Source organism: Streptomyces sp. NBC_00448 (assembly GCF_036014115.1).
GTDB lineage: Bacteria > Actinomycetota > Actinomycetes > Streptomycetales > Streptomycetaceae > Actinacidiphila.
This window is the reverse complement of record NZ_CP107913.1, coordinates 7977927-7996442: the sequence shown is the minus strand read 5'-3', so window position 1 is coordinate 7996442 and position 18516 is coordinate 7977927. Positions and strand designations below refer to the sequence as shown.

Sequence of the window (18516 nt, the reverse complement as noted above, 5' to 3'; positions counted from 1 at the left end):
ACGACCACCGGCCACGCACGACCACCGTTCACACGGACCCGGCGGTCACGCTCACCTCCGCGGCGACAGCGGCTTCCGGCTCGACCGGGGTCCACCGAATCCGGGTGCCGCACAGGGAGACGAGCATCGCGGCGGCGGCCACCGCCCCGAGCGCCCACACCAGCCCACTCGCGTTCGCGATGAACCCGACCACCGGCGGCCCGGCGAGCAGACCGGTCGTCCCCATGGTGGCCACGACGGTGAGCGCGTCGGAACCGTTCTTCGCGGCGGCCACGTAGACGCACGGCGTGACCGAGGCGATGCCCAGGCCGACGCAGGCGAAGCCGAGCAGCGCCGGCACCGCTCCCCCGCTGAGCAGCGCGAGCGCCAGCCCGACGGCCGCCAGCGCGCTGCCGACCCGGACGATACGGCCGTCGCCCCAGCGGCTGCGCCAGGAGTCGGCGAAGACGCGGGCGAGCACCATCATCACCGAGACGACCGCGATCCCCATCGGGGCCAGTTCCGCCGACGCCTTGGCGACGTCCTTCATGTAAAGGGCGGACCAGTCGTTCATGGCGCCCTCGGTCACGGTGCCGAAGACCATCGCGGCGCCCAGCCACAGCGTCAACCGGGACGGCAGCGTCCACCGCCCGCGGCCCTTCTCCTTCTTCTCCCGCGACTGCCGGTCCTCGCTGAGCAGGCCGCCGCGCGCGAAGCCGAGCAGCAGCAGGATCAGCCCCGCGGCGACCGCGAAGTGCACGATCAGCGTGGACGTCAGCGCGTTCATCCCCGACGCCAGCAGTGCCGCGGCCAGCGAACCGCCGCTGAAGACGGCGTGCAGCCGCGCCATCGCGTTGCGCTCGTGGACCGCCTCCAGGGCCGCGCCCTGCGCGTTCATCGCCACGTTCAGCCCGCCGACCAGGGCGCCGTCGCAGAGCATCACCAGCAGCGCGACCGGGTAGTCCGGCAGCGCGGACATCGCCAGGAGCAGCAGCGCCAGGCCGAGCGCCGAGCCGAGCGCGAGCCGCCGCGAGCCCAGCCGCCGCATCAGCACGGCCACCACCGGGAAGGTGGCCACCGCCCCGATCCCGGTGGCCATCAGCAGCAGGCCGACCTCCGCCGCGGTCAGGTCCAGGTGCGACTTGATCGCGGGGAGTCGCGACGCCCACGTGGCGTACTGGAAGCCCAGCGAGAAGAACAGCGCGGCCGTGGCCGACTGCCCTCTGCGGAAAGGATCGTGAACGCGCAGCATCGGGCTCATCCCACTTCTTCTCGTGACGGCGCCCCGATCGGCAGGCCGCCGACCGCTGTCCGGTCGCCCTCGGCCTGGCCGGACGGCAGCGCCATCGTCATGTACACAGAACCCGGCCCGTAGCCGCGCGGGGCCTCGACGCCGTCGCGCGCGGTGAACCCGCTTGCGGACCAGAAGGTGTGGCTGCCGCCGACCGCGATCAGCGAGATCTGCTCGTACCCCTGGCCCGGGGCCGCGGCGGTCAGCCGGCCGAGCAGCCGCTTCCCGAGCCCGCGGCCGCGCACGTCCTCGGCGATCACCAGGTCGTGCAGGTGCAGATTCCGCGACGGGACGGCCGCCTCCTCGCGACGGGCCAGGCCCGGGTAGGACCGTTCCGGGTACGGCAGCGCCAGCAGGTAGCCCGCCAGCCGCGCCCCGGCGCCCGGATCGGCGCCGGGCCCCGGGATCAGGTCGAGCGCGAAACACGTCGCCGGGGAGATCCGGGCCTTGGATTCCAGCGCCGCCCGTCCCTCGGACAGGCCAAGGGCGGCATAGGCGCGGGTCTCCAGGCCGACGACGTCCTCCCAGTCGTCGTCTGCCATCCGCCGGATACGCACGTTCCAGGTCATCTACCGCCCGCCTTCCGTCCTGCGCACACACGTCCACGGCAGCGGGCCGAAGCCGTTGAAGCCCTGCGTCATGTAACTGACCGCGTACGCCCCGCTGGACATCACCCAGACCGGGTCGCCCGACGCGATCGACGCGGGCACCCGGACCGGCCGGTGGCCGCCGGGGTAGGCGTCGTCGCTGTCGCAGGTGGGCCCCGCGACCGTCGCCGGGACGGACGGACCGCCGTGCCGGCCGGGAAAGACCAGCCGGTACTGCAACGCGTCCATCTCGTACAGGCCGTTGAACTTGCCGCAGCTCAGGTAGAGCCAGTGGCGCGGCTCGCCGTCCGCGTCGTGCCGCAGCGACAGCCGGACGACGTGCGCCCGGACCGCGCCGTGGTCGGCCACGAGGTAGCGGCCGGGCTCCACGATGAAGTCCAGCGCGCCGCCCGCGTCCCGGCACATCTGCATGCCCTCCCGGATCACGGCGAACATCTTGTCCAGCGGCGGGTCGAGGGGTTCGCCGCGCTCGTCGAGGTAGCCGAGCGCCGGCAGGCCGCCGCCCAGGTCGACGTACTTCAGCGCCATGCCCCGCCCGCGCAACGTGTCGAGCAGATCGGCCAGTTGCTCGAACGCCCGCCGCCACGCACCGGCGGTCATCTGCTGGGACCCGACGTGCACCGACAGTCCGGCCGGTTCCAGGCCCGCGTCCCGGGCCCGTTCCAGCACGGCCAAGGTGTCCTCGGGCGAGCAGCCGAACTTCCGGCTCAGTCCCCACAGCGCGCCGCCGCCGTCGGTCGCCAGCCTGCAGAACACCCGTGCGCCGGGCGCGTGTTCGGCGACGGCGGTGACGTCCTCCAGGCTGTCGGTGGCGAAGTCCCGGATGCCGAGCCGGTATGCCTCGGCGATGTCCGGGTCGGACTTGATGGTGTTGCCGTAGTGGATGCGCTCCGGGGGGACCCCGGCGCGCAGCGCCTGGCCGATCTCCTGCACGCTCGCCGCGTCCACCCCGCTGCCCTGCCGGGCCAGGCAGTCGAGCACCTCGTCCACCGGGCACGCCTTCAGGGCGAACCGGACGGCGACGCCGGGCAGTTCGGCCAGCAGGGACGCGTAGCGCTCCTCGATGCCGCTGAGATCGAAGACGATCCGGTCGTCGTCGGCCGCCGCCAGTGCGGCGAGCAGCGTGTCGTCATGCCTCACGGACGTCGGTCCGGCTGCCGCTGGAGCAGGCCGAGGTCCGTGGCTCTCGCGCCGCCGACCAGGGCCGGCCAGACCTCGGTGAGCACCGCGAACTCCTCGATGTCGCGCCGCGCCTCGTCGAGCAGCCGCTCCCGGCTGCCGGCCAGCAGGTCGGCGAACTCGGCGTACTTCCCGCCGAGCCGGCGGTAGGCGTCATCGAGGACGTCCAGCCGCTGCACGTTCTCGGCCTGGTCCAACCGGCTGCTCTCCCAGAGCAGTTCGACGACGGTGTCGGTCCTGACCTGGTTCCGCTCGTCCAGCAGCGACGCGCCGGCCCGCTCCATCCGGTCGTAGACGAAGTTCAGGTAGAGCATCGACAGGAAGAACTTGGCGAACCGCAGCTGGTACGCGGTGAATCCGGGGCCGGTCCTGCGCTCCGGGGTGTAGAAGTTCACGATGTTCCGGTTGTGCAGCACCCCGGGCAGCGTCGCGTCGTGCACCAGGTGGATGAGGAAGTAGTCGCTGCCGATGGTGTCGGTCGCCGGCAGCAGCGGCACCGACTCGTGCACGCCGTGGAAGGCGATGTTGCACATGTCGACCCGCATGGGGTCCACGTGCGTCAGCGTGGAGTGGTCGTAATGGAACGGTTCAGTGCCGGCGCCGCGGAAGGAGTCGTCGGCGAACTCCCGCTTCTGCTCGGCCGACCAGTCGAAGGGCGCCCACAGGCCGACCACGTCGTGGTAGGCGCCGGGGTCGAGCCGGCGCATCTCCTCGATGTCCACGGACATCTCGCCGACGAAGGAACTCCCCACCATCGAGACGGGCTTGCCCGCGTGCTCGGCGTCCAGGTCCGTCTCGGTCACGTCCGCGGCCACGTCGCCCGCGGGCCGGCCGAGCGCGAGCAGTTCGTGGTGGATCGGGAAGACGGTCCGCGCGGTGTCCCCGGCCGGGGACGTCCCCCCGACCGGTCTGTCCGCGACGGCCTGCCCTGCCGGCCCGGACGACCCGGCGGCCACGGACGACCCCGCCGGCACGGACTGCCCGGCGGCGACGGCCCGCCCGGCTTCACCCGCGACGACCTGGTACCTGCTGTCGGAGTCCCGCCGGTGCACCGACTCGCAGCCGAGCGCGGCCGCGACCAGGAACGCGCGGTTGGTGCAGGCACCGTAGGAAACGGCCTGCGGAAGCATCAGGTCGAGTACCAACTCGGCCTTCTCCACGCCCGATTCGTCGATCGCCCGGCGCAGGAAGTCCCGCTGCGCCGCCTCGTCGAGGTGGTGCGCGACGACGCCGGGCGTCGCGGGCAGCGCGCGGACGGCGGCCGCGTGCTGCTCGGACGCCGCCGGCCCGCAGGAGTCGAGGACCAGCAGGTGCACCTCGACGTCGAAGTGCGAGACGGCGTAGACCGCTTCGTCGTGCAGCGCGGAAATCGCCGGCAGGCAGGACCTGTTGGTGGGAAGTGCAAGGCAGATTCGGCGCATCGCTACTCTCCGGCCGCCGGCTGGGCGTCCTGGCGGGCCGCGGTGTCGGCGCCCTGCGGGTGCCAGGACCGCAGGCCGAGCAGCTTCTCGCCGAGTTCGGTGAGCTCGGCGGTGTCGTAGCGGAGCGACTCGTGCCTGGTCGCGTCGCCGACGAGCGTCTTGTTCCACTCCGGCGTGCCGAGCGTGCGCCAGGACTCGACGCGGGAGCGGCGCAGTTCCTCGTGCGACTCCAGCGCGGGCATCATCGACAGGTACTGCGCGGACCGCACCCAGTCGGTGGAGGTGTTGGGCGCGACGCCGTGCGCCAGCGAGCCGTTCCAGATCAGCAGGTCCCCGGCGCGCAGGTCCGGGCGGACGATCGGGAACTCGTCGGTGTCGATGGCGGGGCGGATCGGGTCACGGTCCTGCGGCTGCGTCGTCTTCCACTCCTCGAACCGGTGGAAGAGCTCGGGGCAGCACTGGAAGCCGCCCATGTCCGGCTTGGTGTCGGCGAGCGCGATGATCCCCTGGACCCGCTGCGGCAGCACGTCGAGGGTGCTGTCGATGTCCCAGTGCAGCCGGATGTCGAAGCCGCGCTCGGTGGGCGCGATCAGCGCGCGGTCGCGGTTCTTGATGTTCGGCGGGTTGAGGTTGAGCCGGTCCTGGGTGACCCACAGCTCCTCGCAGTCCCAGACGTCGACGAACGCGTCGTAGACCCGCTGCGCCTGCCGGCTGTTCCAGATGAGCTGGTGGTGGTACGCCTCGACGAAGCCGTAGATGTGCAGCTCGCGTTCGAGGTCGGTGCGGAACTCCCGCTCCTCGTACCAGGTTTCCGGCCGGGCGGGGTCGAGGCCCTGGAAGTCCCAGGCGAAGTCGAGCAGTTCCTGTGCGGCGGTCGCGGGTATCGCCTGCTCGACCACCACATAGCCGTACTTCTGCCAGAAGGCGAAGTCCTCTTCCGACAGCACGCGAAGCTTTTGCGTCTTGCGCAGGTCCCGCAGCGGTACCGGGGAGAGATAGCTCTCGCCGTCCGGGCTGTAGTACGGGAACTCCGATGCGGCCCGGTAAGGGCTCTGAGGCGCCAACAAAACAGTCGCTCCAAGGGTGGAATGTTCTTGAGCGGTCCGCCGCGCGAGGGGGGTTGGGCGTGCGGACCTGTCGACTGTGCGGGCTCAGCGGGTTGGGGGGCGGCAACGGATATCGACGCCCGCTACCGACAGATGCCTGGCCGTCGGGCTCGGGGTCCACCCGATGCACCGGGTGGTCCTGCTGGGCTCCGCCGGTCAACGTGCGCATCTGCCGTCACTCACGCCACGACTGTCGCTCGCTGAACTCGCGCTCTCCTAAGTTGGACTAGACCAACTGGCGCTGTCAAATGACCACTTGGTGAACCACCGCGTCCCACCAGCACTTTCGTCGCGTTCCGCAATTACCTCCGCACCACGAGTAGTTGCAACCGTGGGCGACAGTCGCCTTGACACCCCTGAGCAGCCTGAGTCAGTATCCGTTGGTCTGTACCAATCACCGCCGGATGCGGTCAGTGCGTCGGCCCCACGGAAAGGCCCCGTTGATGTCCGCCAGCAAGTTGGTGTCCACCAGCAAGCAGAGCAACGAGTTGCGAGCTCTCGCGCTCTCCGTCCTCCAGCCGGGATTCGTCGGCACGGAGGCACCGGACTGGGTGCTGCGGGCCATCGCTGACGGTCTGTCATCCGTCGTGCTCTTCTCCCGCAATATCGCCTCGCCCCAGCAGGTCGCCCGGTTGACCGCCCAACTACGCGCGGAGAACGCGTCGTTGATCATCGCGATCGACGAGGAGGCGGGCGACGTCACCCGGATCGAGTCGTCCACCGGCTCCACCCGGCCGGGCAGCTTCGCGCTCGGCGCGGTCGACGACGTCACGCTGACCGAGGCCGTCTCCCGCGACCTGGCCCGCGAGTTGCACGCCGCCGGGGTGAGCCTCGACTACGCGCCCAGCGTGGACGTCAACTCCAACCCGGACAACCCGATCATCGGGGTCAGGTCCTTCGGCGTCGAACCCGACCGGGTGGCCCGGCATGCCGCCGCCTGGGTCCGCGGCCTCCAGTCGGGCGGCGTCGCCGCCTGCGCCAAGCACTTCCCCGGGCACGGCGACGTCGCCGTCGACTCCCACCACGGCCTGCCCAGTTACGACGCGGACCTCGACACCATCGCCGCGCAGGCGCTGCCGCCGTTCCGGGCCGCGATCGAGGCGGGCGTGCGCGCGGTGATGAGCGGGCACCTGCTGGTGCCGGCCTACGACCCGCACGTCCCGGCCACCCTCAGCAGCCGCATCCTGGACGGCCTGCTCCGCAAGGAACTCGGCTTCGACGGCCTGATCGTCACCGACGCGATCGAGATGGGCGCGGTCACCGACCGGTACGGCATCGACGGCGCCACGGTACGGGCGATCGCGGCCGGTGCCGACGCCATCTGCGTCGGCGGGGAGCACGCCGGCGAGGACACCTTCGAGCTGCTCGCCGGTGCGCTCACCGGTGCCGTCCGCTCCGGCGGTCTGACCGAGGCCCGGCTGGCCGAAGCGTCGCGGCGGGTACGGGAGTTCGCCGACTGGTCGAGCGGACTGGCCCGCGCGGTGCCGGTCGACCCGGTCAGCGGCGACATCGGCTTCACCGCCGCCCGGCGCGCGATACGGGTCAGCGGTCCCGCGGACACGGCGCTGCCGCTGCCCGCCGCGCCGCACGTGGTGGAGCTGGTGCCGTCCACCAACCTGGCGATCGGCAAGGAGACCCCCTGGGGCGTCGCCGTACCGCTGCGCGAGCGCCTGCCCGGAACCACCTTCGTCCGGGTGCACCCGCAGCAGCTGACCGACCACCCCGCGGTCCTCGACGAGCACGCCCTCGCGCCCGCCGCCGGCCGCCCGCTGGTCGTCGTCGTCCGGGACGCGGCGCGCAACAAGTGGATGGGCAAGGCCCTGACCGACCTCACCGAGGCACGTCCGGACGCGGTCGTGGTCGAGATGGGGCTGCCGGACGACTCCGGGGCCGGTGCGGTCCGGGTCTTCACGCACGGCGCCACCGCGGCGTCCGGTGTGGCCGCGGCCGAGGTACTCGCCGGCGTCCCCACCCGGTAACCCCGCGACAGCCACCCGGGAACCGCCCGGCCGGCGAGCGCCCGGCCCGCCGGACACGGCAGGGGCCCCGACGTCCACGACGTCGCGGCCCCTTCGCGCTGCCGTCGGCGATGCCTGCGAGGTCGGCGAGGGTCGGCCCCGTCGTCTCAGAAACCGCGAACCGGACACCTCGCGGTGACCGGCTGTCACCACCCCCGGAAGGCCGCCGCGTCGCCCTCCGCCCGCACCCGATGTCCGCGGAATGCGCCCGCCAAAACCCTTCACCCACAAGGGAATTCACGCCCTCCACCGTTTCCGCCCGCATGAATTCCCGCTGAATCAGGGCTTAATGGAATACTCCGCCCCGCGGATGCCCAGCACAACACCCCAGTTCAACGGCATGTTCCCCGCCGGAGCGCGGACCCCGTCCGCATATTCCGAACCCACCCGCATACAACCAACCCCCGACACCCGGAGTCCTATGCATCCGTAAGTCCCCTACCCTTCAGTGAGGTTGTGACCATGTCCTCCCCCTTCTCCGGCCGCCGGGCCCTCCGTACCGCGTCGGCGCTGACCCTCACGCTCGGTACCGGTCTGGCCGCCCCGCTCCTCGCCGCAGGTCCGGCCGGCGCCGCCACACCGTCGGCGACCGCCGCGTACAACGCGAGTGACCAGGCGATCGACTACACGGCCGCCCCCGGCCAGACCAACAAGGTGACGATCACCAGCTCGACCACGACCCTGAGCGACATCACCTACGTGATCGACGACGCGGTCCCGATCACAGCCGGCGACGGCTGCACCTATCCCAGCGGCACGGACCACACCAAGGTCTCCTGCACGGTCACCACCTACGACACGGAGGACCCGTACCCGACCTTGAAGGTCGACCTCGGCGACGGCGCCGACACCGCCGCGTACGACAACACCACCAACCAGGCGTACTACTTCGCCTCGTTCGACCTGGGCGCCGGCAAGGACACCTACACCGAGACCGGCCGCGTGGGCGGCGACAGCGTCAACGGCGGCGCCGACGACGACAACCTGACGGTGGGCCCGGACACGGTGGTGCTCGGCGGCGACGGCAACGACACCATCCACGCCGGTGCGGGCAGCATCGCGCAGGGCGGCACGGGAAACGACACCATCTACTCCAGCGGCACCGACGCCGCCGCCGACGGCGGTACCGGCAACGATGTCATCCACGGCGGCGACGGACGGCAGAACCTGTCCGGCGGCGACGGCGACGACAGGATCTACGGCGGGAAGGGCGACGACTTCCTGTACGGCGGCAAGGGCGACGACACCCTCTACGGCAACAGCGGTGTCGACACGATCTACGGGAACAGCGGCGACGACGCGCTGTACGGCGGCCCCGGCAAGGACGTCCTCTCCGGCGGCCCCGGCAAGAACACCGTCCACCAGGACTGAGCCGCCGGCTCCGCCCGGCGCCCCCGCCGCTGCTGAACTCGCCAGGTCAGCCGGTGTCCCGGTCGCCCCGGCCGTCGCGATCCCTCCGCGGATCGACCCGAACCGCCGGGCTCGTGGCGGACGCGCCGCCGCCCGGGCGCAAGGCGGCGCCGCCGGCCTCCGCGGCCGGGGCCGGCGCGGGCACGGACGCCGCCGCGCGGGGCGTGCCCAGCGCCTGCCCCGCCGGAGCCGGCGCGCCGCGCGGCGCGCCCGCCCTGGGCGCGGTGGGGACCGCCGGGCGCCCGCAGAGGGCCGCGGCCGGCCGCGGCGCGGGACCGATCGGATGCCGCCATGACGCGCCCCGGGCCCTCAACGCCGGCCACCACCGGCCGCGCCCGTGGCACAGGCCCAGGATCATCGCGGTGGCCACGGCGATGAGGTGCTCGCGCCCGGCCAGGTTGGGATCGGCGATCGACTCCCACACCATGGACCCGCCGGTGAGCGCGAAGACGATCGGGGCGCGGCGGATGACGGAGATGTAGGTGAACAGGCCGACCACCGCGGCCGACGGCCCGGTGTCGAGCACCTGCCCGGTCTGCGGCGGCAGCCCCAGCCGCCACCAGCCCGGTCCCATCGCGATCATCACCCGGACGGTGAGCGTGCCGGCCAGCGTCGTCGCGTAGGCGATGAACAGGGTCCTGAGCCGGCCGAGCGCCAACTCGGCCAGCGCGAAGGCGAGGAAGAGCTGGGTGATGCCCGCCCACACCGGCAGGTCGAGCGCCGGGACGTACAGCGACACCGGCGTGCGCAGCAGTTCCAGCCACAGCGGGAGGCTGCCGTAGACGCCGCCCAGTATCCGTACGGCCACGGCGCCGGCCTGACGCTGCGCCAGGTCGTGGAAGAAGATGACGCCGAACGCGGCGACGCAGGCCAGCAGGAGTCCGGACGGGCCTCGCCGGGTCAGTTGCCGCACCGGATCGGCGATGACGCCCTGCCACTCGCGACGCAGCGTGCGCCACAGGAACGTTGCTGCTGCCACGCCTGCGCGGAGCGGGTACACCTGTCTGTCTCGCCGGATCAATGCCCCTCCCAGCAACCGCCGCGTCCGCGATCGTGCCCATCGGAATCTAACCCCCCGGCTACATGGCGCACACACAGGGGTTACATATAGGGGCCAGGCACGGGGGCGTTCGGGGCGGCGAGCGCCGGTTTCCGGCCAGGGTGCGCGTCCGGCCGCACCCGGCGGCCTCGCCACGCCCGGGAGTTGTCGCAGCTCGGCCGGCGACGGCCGCCCGACCTGCTCGTATCCGGGCGGAGCCTGGGCCGAACGGGTGGCTGTCATGGGCGTCGGCACGCCGTACGCTGTGCTCGTGAATGGCTCCGCGGCATCCGGCATCCGCTCCGTCGGGAACAGGATTCGGCTCTTCCGATACGACTGGGTTCCGGCGGTGGCCGGTTATCTGTGCCTGCTGGCAGGGGTGCTGGACGTCCTCGCGGCGATCTTCCCGCACATGCGCCGGGCGCGGGTGCAGACCCTGGCGGTGGCGCTGCCGGGCGTGGTGTCCACGCTGGCGACGGCGGCCTCGCTGATCGTGGGCGTGCTGATGGTGATGCTCGCGCACGCCCTGCGCCGCCGGAAGCGGCGCGCCTGGCGCGCGGTGATGGTCCTGCTGCCGACCGGCGCGGTACTGGAGGCGCTGCGCTGGCACCAGCGGGTTCCGGCCATGGTCACCGTGGTGCTGTTCGTCCTGCTGCTGATCGCGCACCGCGAGTTCCACGCACTGTCAGATCCGCGCACCCGCTGGCGCGCGGTGGTCAACTTCCTCGCGCTGACCGCGTTCAGCTTCGGGGCCGGGCTGCTGATCGTCAGCGCCCACCCCAAGACGGACATCGGCACCCCTCCCCTCACCGACCGGCTCCAGCACGTCGCCTACGGCCTGGTCGGCATCAGCGGCCCGGTCCAGTACGCGAGCACCCGCACCAGTGACCTCGTCTACTACTCGCTCGCCGGGCTCGGCCTGCTGACCGCGGCCACCACCATCTACCTCGCGCTGCGCCCCTCCTCGCCGGTGCCGCTGCTGGAGGAGACCGACGAGCGGCGGGTGCGCGCGCTGCTGGCGCGGCACGGCGGGCGGGACTCGCTCGGCTACTTCGCGCTGCGCCGCGACAAGAACGTCTGCTTCTCCCCGTCGGGGAAGGCGGTCATCGCCTACCGGGTGGTGTCCGGGGTGATGCTCGCCAGCGGCGACCCGATCGGCGACGTGGAGGCGTGGCCCGGCGCGATCAGGGAGTTCATGGACACCGCCACCCGGCACGCGTGGGTACCGGCGGCGATGGGCTGCAGCGAGACCGGCGGCGAGGTGTGGGCGCGCGAGGCGAACCTGTCCGCGTTGGAGATCGGCGACGAGGCGATCATCGACACCGGCTCCTTCAGCCTGACCGGCCGGTCGATGCGCAACGTCCGGCAGATGGTCAACCGGATCGAGCGCGCCGGGTACACCTGCCGGGTGCGCCGGGTGGGCGACCTGTCCGAGGCGGAGAAGGCGGAGATCCGCAACGCGGCCGCGGCCTGGCGCGGCACCGAGGTCGAGCGCGGCTTCTCGATGGCGCTCGGCCGCTTCGGCGGCAGCGGCGACGGCGACTGCGTGGTGGTCACCGCCCACAAGGAGCCGGAGGCCGGTGCCGCCGCGCCGGGCGGGAACATCCGGGCGATCCTGCACTTCGTGCCCTGGGGCAGGGACGGCATCTCGCTGGAACTGATGCGCCGCGACCGGGAGGCCGACCCGGGGCTCAACGAACTGCTCATCGTCAAGGCCCTCCAGCAGGTCGCCGACCTCGGCATCACCCGGGTGTCGCTGAACTTCGCGATGTTCCGCGCCGCACTGGCCCGCGGTGAACGCCTGGGCGCGGGGCCGGTGTTGCGCGCCTGGTGCGGTCTGCTGCTCTTCCTGTCCCGCTGGTTCCAGATCGAGTCGCTCTACAGGTTCAACGCCAAGTTCCAGCCGCGGTGGGAGCCGCGCTTCCTGGTCTACCCGACCGGCCGCGACCTGCTGCGGATCAGCGTCGCCGCGCTCCAGGCCGAGGCGTTCCTCAACCTGCCCCGGCCGCGCCTGCGTCGGCGCGGGAAGGCGAACCCGGACGACGCCCGGGGCGCGAGCACCACCGCCGAGGCGCGCGAGGCCACCGCCCAGCACCGGTAGTCCGCCGGATCGGCGGCCCGCCGGTCCTACGGCTCGCCGCTCGCCGCTCGCCGCCACCGTCCCGCCGGATCGGCGGATCGGCGACGGCCCCGCGGGGTGATCCCGAAGTCCTCGAAGAGCTCGGCGGCCGAGGCCGACGCGCCGAAGTCCCCCACCCCGATCGCCCGATCGCCCGGCCGTCCAGGCCCAGCAGGTCGTGCCGGCCCTGGCGGACGCCCGTCTCCACCGAGATCCGGCGGCGGACGGCCGGCGGGATGACGCTGTCCTGGTACGACGCGGGCTGCTCGTCGAACCACTCGCGGCACGGCATCGAGACCACCCGCGCCAGGACGCCCTCGCCTGCGAGGAGGCGGACCGCGGTGACCGCGACCGCGATCTCGGACCCGGTGGCGAGGACCACCACGTCCGGGTCGGCCGCGGCTCCCGGCGACGGCGCCTCGTAGCGGACGTACCCGCCGCGGACCGCGCCGGCGGCCGGGTGGAAACCCTCCCCGTCGTCGGGGAACACCGGCAGGTCCTGCCTGCTGAGGCTGAATCCGGTCGGTCCTCGGCGACGGCGTCGCCTACGCGACCGGCCTGCTCAACCCCGTCATCATCGTGCTCGGCGGCCGGCTCGGCACCGTCGGCGACCACCTGATGGCCGGCGTCCGCGAGGTCATCCACCAGCGCTCACCGCCGCCGGCCGCCCGCCAGTCGCAGATCGTGCCCACCACGTACGAGTCCCGCGCCGGGATCGCCGGAGCCCCTGCCTCGTCCGCGACCACGTGCTGGACCCGACCACCCTCGACGCCACCCTCGCGGTCGGCGCCACCCCCTTCTCGACCTTGCGGGCCGGCCCGTTCAGGGCACGGCGGGGTGCCAGCCGAGGGCGGGGCCGAGGCGGGTGGCGAGGTCGGTGAGGATCTGGACGTAGTCGGCGTGGTCGAAGGTGAAGGGCAGCGCGAAGGCGACCTCGTCGACCTCGCGGAACGCGGCGTGCGCGTGCAGTCGTTCGGCGAGTTGCGCGGACTCGCCGACCAGGTCGGGGGCGAACAGCAACCGCGCCGGTCCCTGCGGGGCGGCCGTGCGCGGCAGCCGCTTGCGGGCGAACTCCTCGTACTTCGCGCGCTGTTCGGGCGTCGCGGAGTCGGTGGGGATGACCACGAGGCCCTGGGAGACCCGGGCCCGGTCGCCCGCCGGGTGGTGCGCGCGGAACTCGCGGATCTGCGCGAGTTGCAGCGCGGCGAAGGTGGCGGTGGCCGCGGCCTCGCCGGAGTCCCCGGAGCCGCCGGGAACCCCGGAGTCCCCGGACCCGCCGGCCGCCTCTGACCCGCCGGCCGCCCCCGCCCGCTCGGCCGGCCCCGCCTTGACGACGCTGCTGGTCAGGAAGTTCATGCCCTGTTCCCCCGCCCAGCGGGCCGACCGCAGGCTCGCGCCGCCGTACCACATCCGGTCGGCCAGCCCGGCGGCGTGCGGCTGGACCCGTGGCGAGAACACCTCGAAGCCCTCGGTCGCGCCGGACGCGGTCGCCGGCTCGCCGCGGACGAAGGACAGCAGCCGCCGCACCCGTTCGTAGCCGAAGTCCTCGGCGTCGGCCGTGTCCGGGTACAGGGCGTCCTTGACCCGGTCGTACCGCATCGGCGGGCCGACGCTGACGCCGGGGTTGAGCCGGCCGCCGGAGAGGATGTCCACGGTGGCCAGGTCCTCGGCGAGCCGCAGCGGGTTCTCCCAGCCCAACGGGATGACGGCGGTGCCCAGTTCGATCCGGCTGGTGCGCTGCGTGGCCGCGGCGAGCACCGCGACCGGCGAGGAGATGCCGTACTGGAGGTGCCGCTGCCGCACCCAGGCGCTGTCGAAGCCCAGTTGCTCGCCCAGCTCGATGACGCGCAGCGTCGACTCGTGGCCCGCGCGCGGATCGGCCTCGTCGAACAGCCCGATGGTCAGGAAGCCCAGCTTCCGCAGCGGCTCCGAAGCAGGTGGCACGTGCTTCCTCCATGGTCCCGGCGGCAGGGTCCACCGCGTCGGCGGCGCCGCCCCGATTCTCGCAGAGGGCGCGGGCGGCGGCCTGCGAAGCCCTGACGGAAAGGGGCGTCGCCATACGGGCATCGGTGTACGGGCGGGCTCGCGTGGCCGCGGGCCCGCCCGCATCACGGTCCGCCCACCTACTCGCCGGCGGCGCCCGCCTCCACCAGTCCGGCCGCCCGGCCGTCTGCCCCGGCCTCCGCCTCCGCCTCCGCACGGTGAGCCCTTCCGCCGAGCACCCGGTCGAGGACCGCCGCCGCGCCGCCGGCCGGAAGCTCCGCGCCCCGCCACGCGACGTGCTGGTCCGGGCGGACCAGCACGTGCGCGGTGCCGTAGAGCGCGCGGGCCGCCGGGTCGGTCAGGTGGATGACCGTGAACGGCAGCGCCCTGGCCGCGGCCTGCTCGGCGAAGTCCCGTTCCACCGCGCGTACGTCGGTGCGCGCGTCGGTCAGGACGAGGAGCGCGAAGGACGTGCCGATCCGGTCGTAGAGGGTGCCGCCGTAGGGGTCCACGAGTCCGTCCGGTGCCCGGTGGCCCGGGCGGGGGTCGTCCTCGTAGACGTCGGGGCGCCAGGCGGGCTCGGTGTCGAGCTGGCCCGGTTCGTACCAGACCGCGGCCGAGTCGTCGTACCGCTCGTCGAAGGTGACGCCGTTCGCGCCGAGGCGGTCCCGGCGCAGGCGTTCGCCGATCTCGGCCCGGCGGGCGGCGGCCTCCGGGCCGAGGTCGGCGTCGTCGGGGATGCCGCCGGCCCGGATGTCGGCGAGGGTGGCCTGGGCCCGGCGGGCCCGCTGGAGCGCGTGGTCGGCGATCCGCCAGTTGTGCCGGCGGCGCTCCTGGTCGTACGAGTCGAGCAGCGCGGGCGGGGCCTGGCCGCCGAGCACCGCGGCGAGCTTCCAGCCGAGGTTCACCACGTCGCCGATGCCCTCGCCGAGGTTGCCGCCGGGCGTCCGTACGTGGGCCGCGTCGCCGGCCAGCAGCACCCGGCCGTGCCGGAAGGTCCGGGCGATCCGGCTGGCGTGGTAGAAGGTCGTGGCGGAGACGAGTTCCAGGTCGAGGTCGAAGCCGAAGGCGGCCCGCGCGGTGGCCAGCAACTCCTCCTCGGTGGGCTCGTGTTCGAGCGGGAACGGCCCCGCGTACACCCGCCATTCGCGGGTGCTCACGGCGGCGAGGAAGCCGGACGCGTGCGGGTTGAAGACGATGTTGGTGCCGCTGGGCGCGGCGCCGACCCGTTCGGTGATGTCTCCGGTACGCACGATGAGGCGCAGCCGCTTCTCGGTGGCGTGCTCCCCGTCCCGTTCGATGCCGGCCAGCCGGCGGGTGGTGCTGCGGCCGCCGTCGGTGCCGAGGACGTATCCGGCCCGGATCACGAGCGGTTCGCCGGAGTCGACGTCGACGACCTCGGCGTCCACGCCGTCCTCGTCCTGGCGCAGGCCGCGCAGTTCCCAGCCGCCGGCCACGCTCACCCGGCGCTCGGCGAGGTGTTCGAGGAAGACGTGCTGGAAGACGGTCTGCGGTCGGCGCAGCGCCTCGTCGGCCGAGTGGCCGCCGCCGAGCGTGCCGCGGAAGTCGGGGCGGGGCACCGGCACCAGTTCGTGCCCGGCCAGCGAGGTGACCAGCTTGATGCCCTGGTTCCACTCCGGGGGGAAGGTCCACGCGTCGCGGACCCGCTGGAGCAGCCCCCAGCGGCGCAGGTGCTCCACCACGCGCGGGGTGTGGCCCATCGCGCCGGCCCGGACCAGCGTCGCGGTGCGGGCCCGTTCGACGACGGCCACCCGCACGCCGCGGGAGGTCAGTTCGACCGCCGCGGCGAGGCCGGCCGGACCGGCGCCGACGATCAGCACGTCCACCGACCGCGGCGGCGTGCCGACCGGGAACCGGACGGTGTGCACGTCGCGCCCGCCGGTCGGGGACAAGGACGGAGACGGGAAAAGGGGGGAGGGCGAGGAGACGGGGGCGGACGGGGGCAGGGATCTGGACAGCGGTGCCACGGACGCGGTCATCGGCCGGCCTCTCAGTCGTTCACGAGCTGGCGCTCGCGGGTGTAGCGGTTGGCCGGTACCGGCAGGCCGAGGTTGCCGCGCAGGGTGTCGGCCTCGTACTCGGTGCGGAACAGCCCGCGCCGCTGGAGGATCGGCACCACTCCGTCGACGAAGGCGGCGAGTTCGGCCTCGGTGCGGAAGGCGAGGTTGATGCCGTCGAAGGTGCCGGCGTGGAACCACTCCTCGATGGTGTCGGCGACGCCCTGCGGCGTGCCGACGAACGGCGAGCGGCGGAACTCCCTTACAGAATTTGCCACTTGACGGAGCGTCAGCTTCTCGGCCCGGGCCCGCTCGATGATCCGGCCCGCGCCGGTCCTGCCGCCCCGCTCGGCCAGGTGCGCGACGTCGGGGAACGGCGCGTCCAGGTCGTGCACGCTGAAGTCGTAGGCCCCGAAGGACCGGCCGAGGAGCGCGAGGTTGCCCGCGAAGTCGTCGTCCTCCTCGAAGATCTCCCGCTCGCGGCGCCGGGCGACCTCCTCGGTGCCGGCCACGATCGGGCCGCCGTGGATGAAGATCTTGATGTGCTCGGGGTCGCGGCCGTATCCGGCGGTGCGCTTCTTGATGTCGGAGTAGTACTCCTGGGCCTGCTGGAGGCCGCCGCCGGGCGCGTAGATGCCCTCGGCGACCCGCGCGGCCAGGTCGCGGCCCTCCTCCGAGACACCGGCCTGGAAGATCACCGGCTGGCCCTGCGGGGAGCGGGAGAGGTTGAGCGGGCCGGCCACGCTGAGGTGCTCGCCGACGTGGTCGAGCGCGTGCAGCTTGGCCGGGTCGAGGAAGACGTCGCGCTCGACGTCGGCGGGGAACGCGTCGTCCTCGTAGGAGTCCCACAGGCCGCGCGCGACCTGGACGAACTCCAGGGCGCGGCCGTAGCGGGTGGCGTAGTCGAGGTGCTCCTCGAGACCGAAGTTCTTCGACGCGCCGGTGTCGAAGCTGGTCACGACGTTCCAGCCGGCGCGGCCGCCGCTGATGTGGTCGAGGGAGGCGAACCGGCGGGCCAGGTTGAACGGCGAGTTGTACGTCGAGCTGGCGGTGCCGACCAGTCCGACGTGCTTGGTGTGGGTGGCGACCGCGGACAGCAGCGTGAGCGGCTCCAGCCGGTTGAGGTAGTGCGCCGGGTAGGTGGAGTTGATGAACTGGCTGTCGACGATGAACAGGGCGTCGAACAGCGCGTGTTCGGCGGCCTGGGCCTGCCGGATGTAGTAGTTGATGTCGATGCTGGCGTTCTTCGCGACGCTCGGGTCCTTCCACAGGCCGTGCTGGCCGGGGCCGCCGACGCCGTAGGGGTGGAGCGCGAGGTGGATCGTGCGGGACATGGTTCTCCCTCTTCCGTGATGGGACGTGGGTGGCAGGGCTCGGGGCGGGCGCGGGGCGGCGGTTGAGCGGCCGGGGGGTGGCCCGTTCGGGGGTGGCCGCGGAGCGGCGCGGGTTCAGGCGTCGAGCAGCGCGCGCAGGGCGTCGCGCTCGGCCCGTTCGGCCGGGGCGGTGTGCAGGGTGGGCGCGGACCTGACCAGCAGGCGGGTATAGGGGTGTCGCGGCTCCTCGATGACGTCGCGGGCGGCGCCGACCTCCACGAGTTCGCCCTGGTAGAGCACGGCGATACGGTCGGCGATCCCGGCGACGGACCCCAGGTCGTGGGAGATCAGCACGATGGCCACGCCGGTGCCGCGCAACTCCTTGAGGATCTCCAGGATCTGCACCCGGTTCGCGGAGTCCAGGGCGCTGACCGGCTCGTCGAGGATGATCAGTTCGGGCTCGGTGACCAGCGCCCGGGCGACCGCGACGCGCTGCCGCTGGCCGCCGGAGAGTTCGCCGGGCAGCCGGTCGAGCAGGTCCTCGGGCAGGTGGACCCGGGCGAGGAAGGACCGTATCCGCGCGGTCGCCTCGACGCGGGCGACGCCCTTCAGCAGCAGCGGCTCGGCCAGCGAGTCGGCGATGGTGAGGTCCGGGTCGAGGCTGCGCAGCGGGTCCTGGAAGACGTACTGCACCACGCCGCGGCGGCGCAGGGCGCGCCACTTGCCGGCGCCGTACCCGGTCACCTCCTCGCCGCCGACGACGATCGAGCCCGCCGAGGCGCGGACCAGGCCGAGGACGGCGCGGGCGAGGGTGGACTTGCCCGACCCGGTCTCGCCGATGACGCCCAGGGTCTCGCCGGGGGCGACGCTCAGCGTGATCCCGTGCAGGGCGCGCCGCCGGCGCCGGCGCCGGCCGTAGTGGACTTCGAGCCCGTCGATGGCGAGCACCGGCCCGGCGGACGGACTGCCGGACGGCCCGGCGGACGGCCCGGCGGACGGCCCGGCGGACGTCCCTGCGAACGTCCCTGCGAA

15 protein-coding genes are annotated in these 18516 nt (G+C 73.1%); 3 read left to right on the top strand and 12 right to left on the bottom strand.

Translation table 11 applies throughout. The features are described 5' to 3' along the window. Positions 1-28: 28 nt before the first annotated feature. Genes OG370_RS34535 through OG370_RS34515 form a run of 5 tightly spaced genes read right to left on the bottom strand, consistent with a single transcriptional unit; the run spans position 29 to position 5542 of the window. Complete coding sequence (locus OG370_RS34535; protein WP_328474701.1) at positions 29-1231, bottom strand: MFS transporter; 1203 nt, start codon at positions 1229-1231, stop codon at positions 29-31. A 5-nt stretch (positions 1232-1236) separates the two neighbouring features. Next, a complete protein-coding gene (locus OG370_RS34530) occupies positions 1237-1839 on the bottom strand; it encodes a GNAT family N-acetyltransferase (RefSeq protein WP_328471261.1) in 603 nt (200 codons plus the stop codon). Beyond that, a complete protein-coding gene (locus OG370_RS34525; protein WP_328471259.1) occupies positions 1840-3018 on the bottom strand; it encodes a type III PLP-dependent enzyme in 1179 nt (392 codons plus the stop codon). It lies immediately after the preceding gene. Next, a complete protein-coding gene (locus OG370_RS34520; protein ID WP_328471257.1) occupies positions 3015-4478 on the bottom strand; it encodes a DUF6271 family protein in 1464 nt (487 codons plus the stop codon). The genes OG370_RS34525 and OG370_RS34520 overlap by 4 nt, the downstream gene beginning before the upstream one ends. A 2-nt stretch (positions 4479-4480) precedes the next feature. Continuing rightward, the gene (locus OG370_RS34515; protein ID WP_328471255.1) at positions 4481-5542 is read right to left on the bottom strand and encodes a phytanoyl-CoA dioxygenase family protein; all 1062 of its coding nucleotides are present in this window, start codon (positions 5540-5542) and stop codon (positions 4481-4483) included. 503 nt (positions 5543-6045) lie between these two features. On the opposite strand from OG370_RS34515, the gene OG370_RS34510 reads away from it, so the two are divergent. Both OG370_RS34510 and OG370_RS34505 read left to right on the top strand, forming a co-directional pair. Continuing rightward, the gene (locus OG370_RS34510; protein ID WP_328474699.1) at positions 6046-7563 is read left to right on the top strand and encodes a glycoside hydrolase family 3 protein; all 1518 of its coding nucleotides are present in this window, start codon (positions 6046-6048) and stop codon (positions 7561-7563) included. Between the two features lie 501 nt (positions 7564-8064). Then, positions 8065-8973 carry a calcium-binding protein gene (locus tag OG370_RS34505; protein ID WP_328471253.1) on the top strand — a complete coding sequence of 303 codons (909 nt, stop codon included), beginning with the start codon at positions 8065-8067 and terminating at the stop codon, positions 8971-8973. A gap of 46 nt (positions 8974-9019) precedes the next feature. Here the strand turns inward: OG370_RS34505 and OG370_RS34500 are convergent, their stop codons facing one another. Beyond that, on the bottom strand, positions 9020-9991 hold the full coding sequence (locus OG370_RS34500; protein WP_328471251.1) for a hypothetical protein: 972 nt from the start codon (positions 9989-9991) through the stop codon (positions 9020-9022). A 301-nt stretch (positions 9992-10292) separates the two neighbouring features. On the opposite strand from OG370_RS34500, the gene OG370_RS34495 reads away from it, so the two are divergent. After that, positions 10293-12152, top strand: a complete 1860-nt coding sequence (locus tag OG370_RS34495) for a phosphatidylglycerol lysyltransferase domain-containing protein (protein ID WP_443060801.1) — start codon at positions 10293-10295, stop codon at positions 12150-12152. Here the strand turns inward: OG370_RS34495 and OG370_RS41605 are convergent. From OG370_RS41605 to OG370_RS34465, 6 genes are all read right to left on the bottom strand, one after another. Then, the gene (locus OG370_RS41605) at positions 12043-12552 is read right to left on the bottom strand and encodes a transketolase-like TK C-terminal-containing protein (RefSeq protein ID WP_443060916.1); all 510 of its coding nucleotides are present in this window, start codon (positions 12550-12552) and stop codon (positions 12043-12045) included. The two genes, OG370_RS34495 and OG370_RS41605, sit on opposite strands and share 110 nt — an antisense overlap. A 163-nt stretch (positions 12553-12715) precedes the next feature. Beyond that, a complete protein-coding gene (locus tag OG370_RS34485) occupies positions 12716-12916 on the bottom strand; it encodes a hypothetical protein (RefSeq protein ID WP_328471247.1) in 201 nt (66 codons plus the stop codon). Between the two features lie 76 nt (positions 12917-12992). Then, positions 12993-14114, bottom strand: coding sequence for an LLM class flavin-dependent oxidoreductase (locus OG370_RS34480; RefSeq protein ID WP_328471245.1), 1122 nt, complete (start codon positions 14112-14114; stop codon positions 12993-12995). Between the two features lie 179 nt (positions 14115-14293). Then, complete coding sequence (locus OG370_RS34475) at positions 14294-16066, bottom strand: FAD-dependent monooxygenase (protein WP_328471243.1); 1773 nt, start codon at positions 16064-16066, stop codon at positions 14294-14296. A 98-nt stretch (positions 16067-16164) separates the two neighbouring features. Continuing rightward, positions 16165-17505, bottom strand: a complete 1341-nt coding sequence (locus OG370_RS34470; RefSeq protein WP_328471241.1) for an NtaA/DmoA family FMN-dependent monooxygenase — start codon at positions 17503-17505, stop codon at positions 16165-16167. 114 nt (positions 17506-17619) lie between these two features. Next, positions 17620-18432: an ABC transporter ATP-binding protein gene (locus tag OG370_RS34465; RefSeq protein WP_328474694.1), complete on the bottom strand. Its 813-nt coding sequence runs from the start codon at positions 18430-18432 to the stop codon at positions 17620-17622. Positions 18433-18516 lie beyond the last annotated feature (84 nt).

Bases quoted from the DNA above. Each gene is read 5' to 3' on its own strand.
- OG370_RS34535 (WP_328474701.1), bottom strand. From the start codon at position 1,231: ATGCTGCGCGTTCACGATCCTTTCCGCAGAGGGCAGTCGGCCACGGCC.
- OG370_RS34530 (WP_328471261.1), bottom strand. From the start codon at position 1,839: ATGACCTGGAACGTGCGTATCCGGCGGATGGCAGACGACGACTGGGAG.
- OG370_RS34520 (WP_328471257.1), bottom strand. From the start codon at position 4,478: ATGCGCCGAATCTGCCTTGCACTTCCCACCAACAGGTCCTGCCTGCCG.
- OG370_RS34505 (WP_328471253.1), top strand. From the start codon at position 8,065: ATGTCCTCCCCCTTCTCCGGCCGCCGGGCCCTCCGTACCGCGTCGGCG.
- OG370_RS34495 (WP_443060801.1), top strand. From the start codon at position 10,293: ATGGGCGTCGGCACGCCGTACGCTGTGCTCGTGAATGGCTCCGCGGCA.
- OG370_RS34470 (WP_328471241.1), bottom strand. From the start codon at position 17,505: ATGTCCCGCACGATCCACCTCGCGCTCCACCCCTACGGCGTCGGCGGC.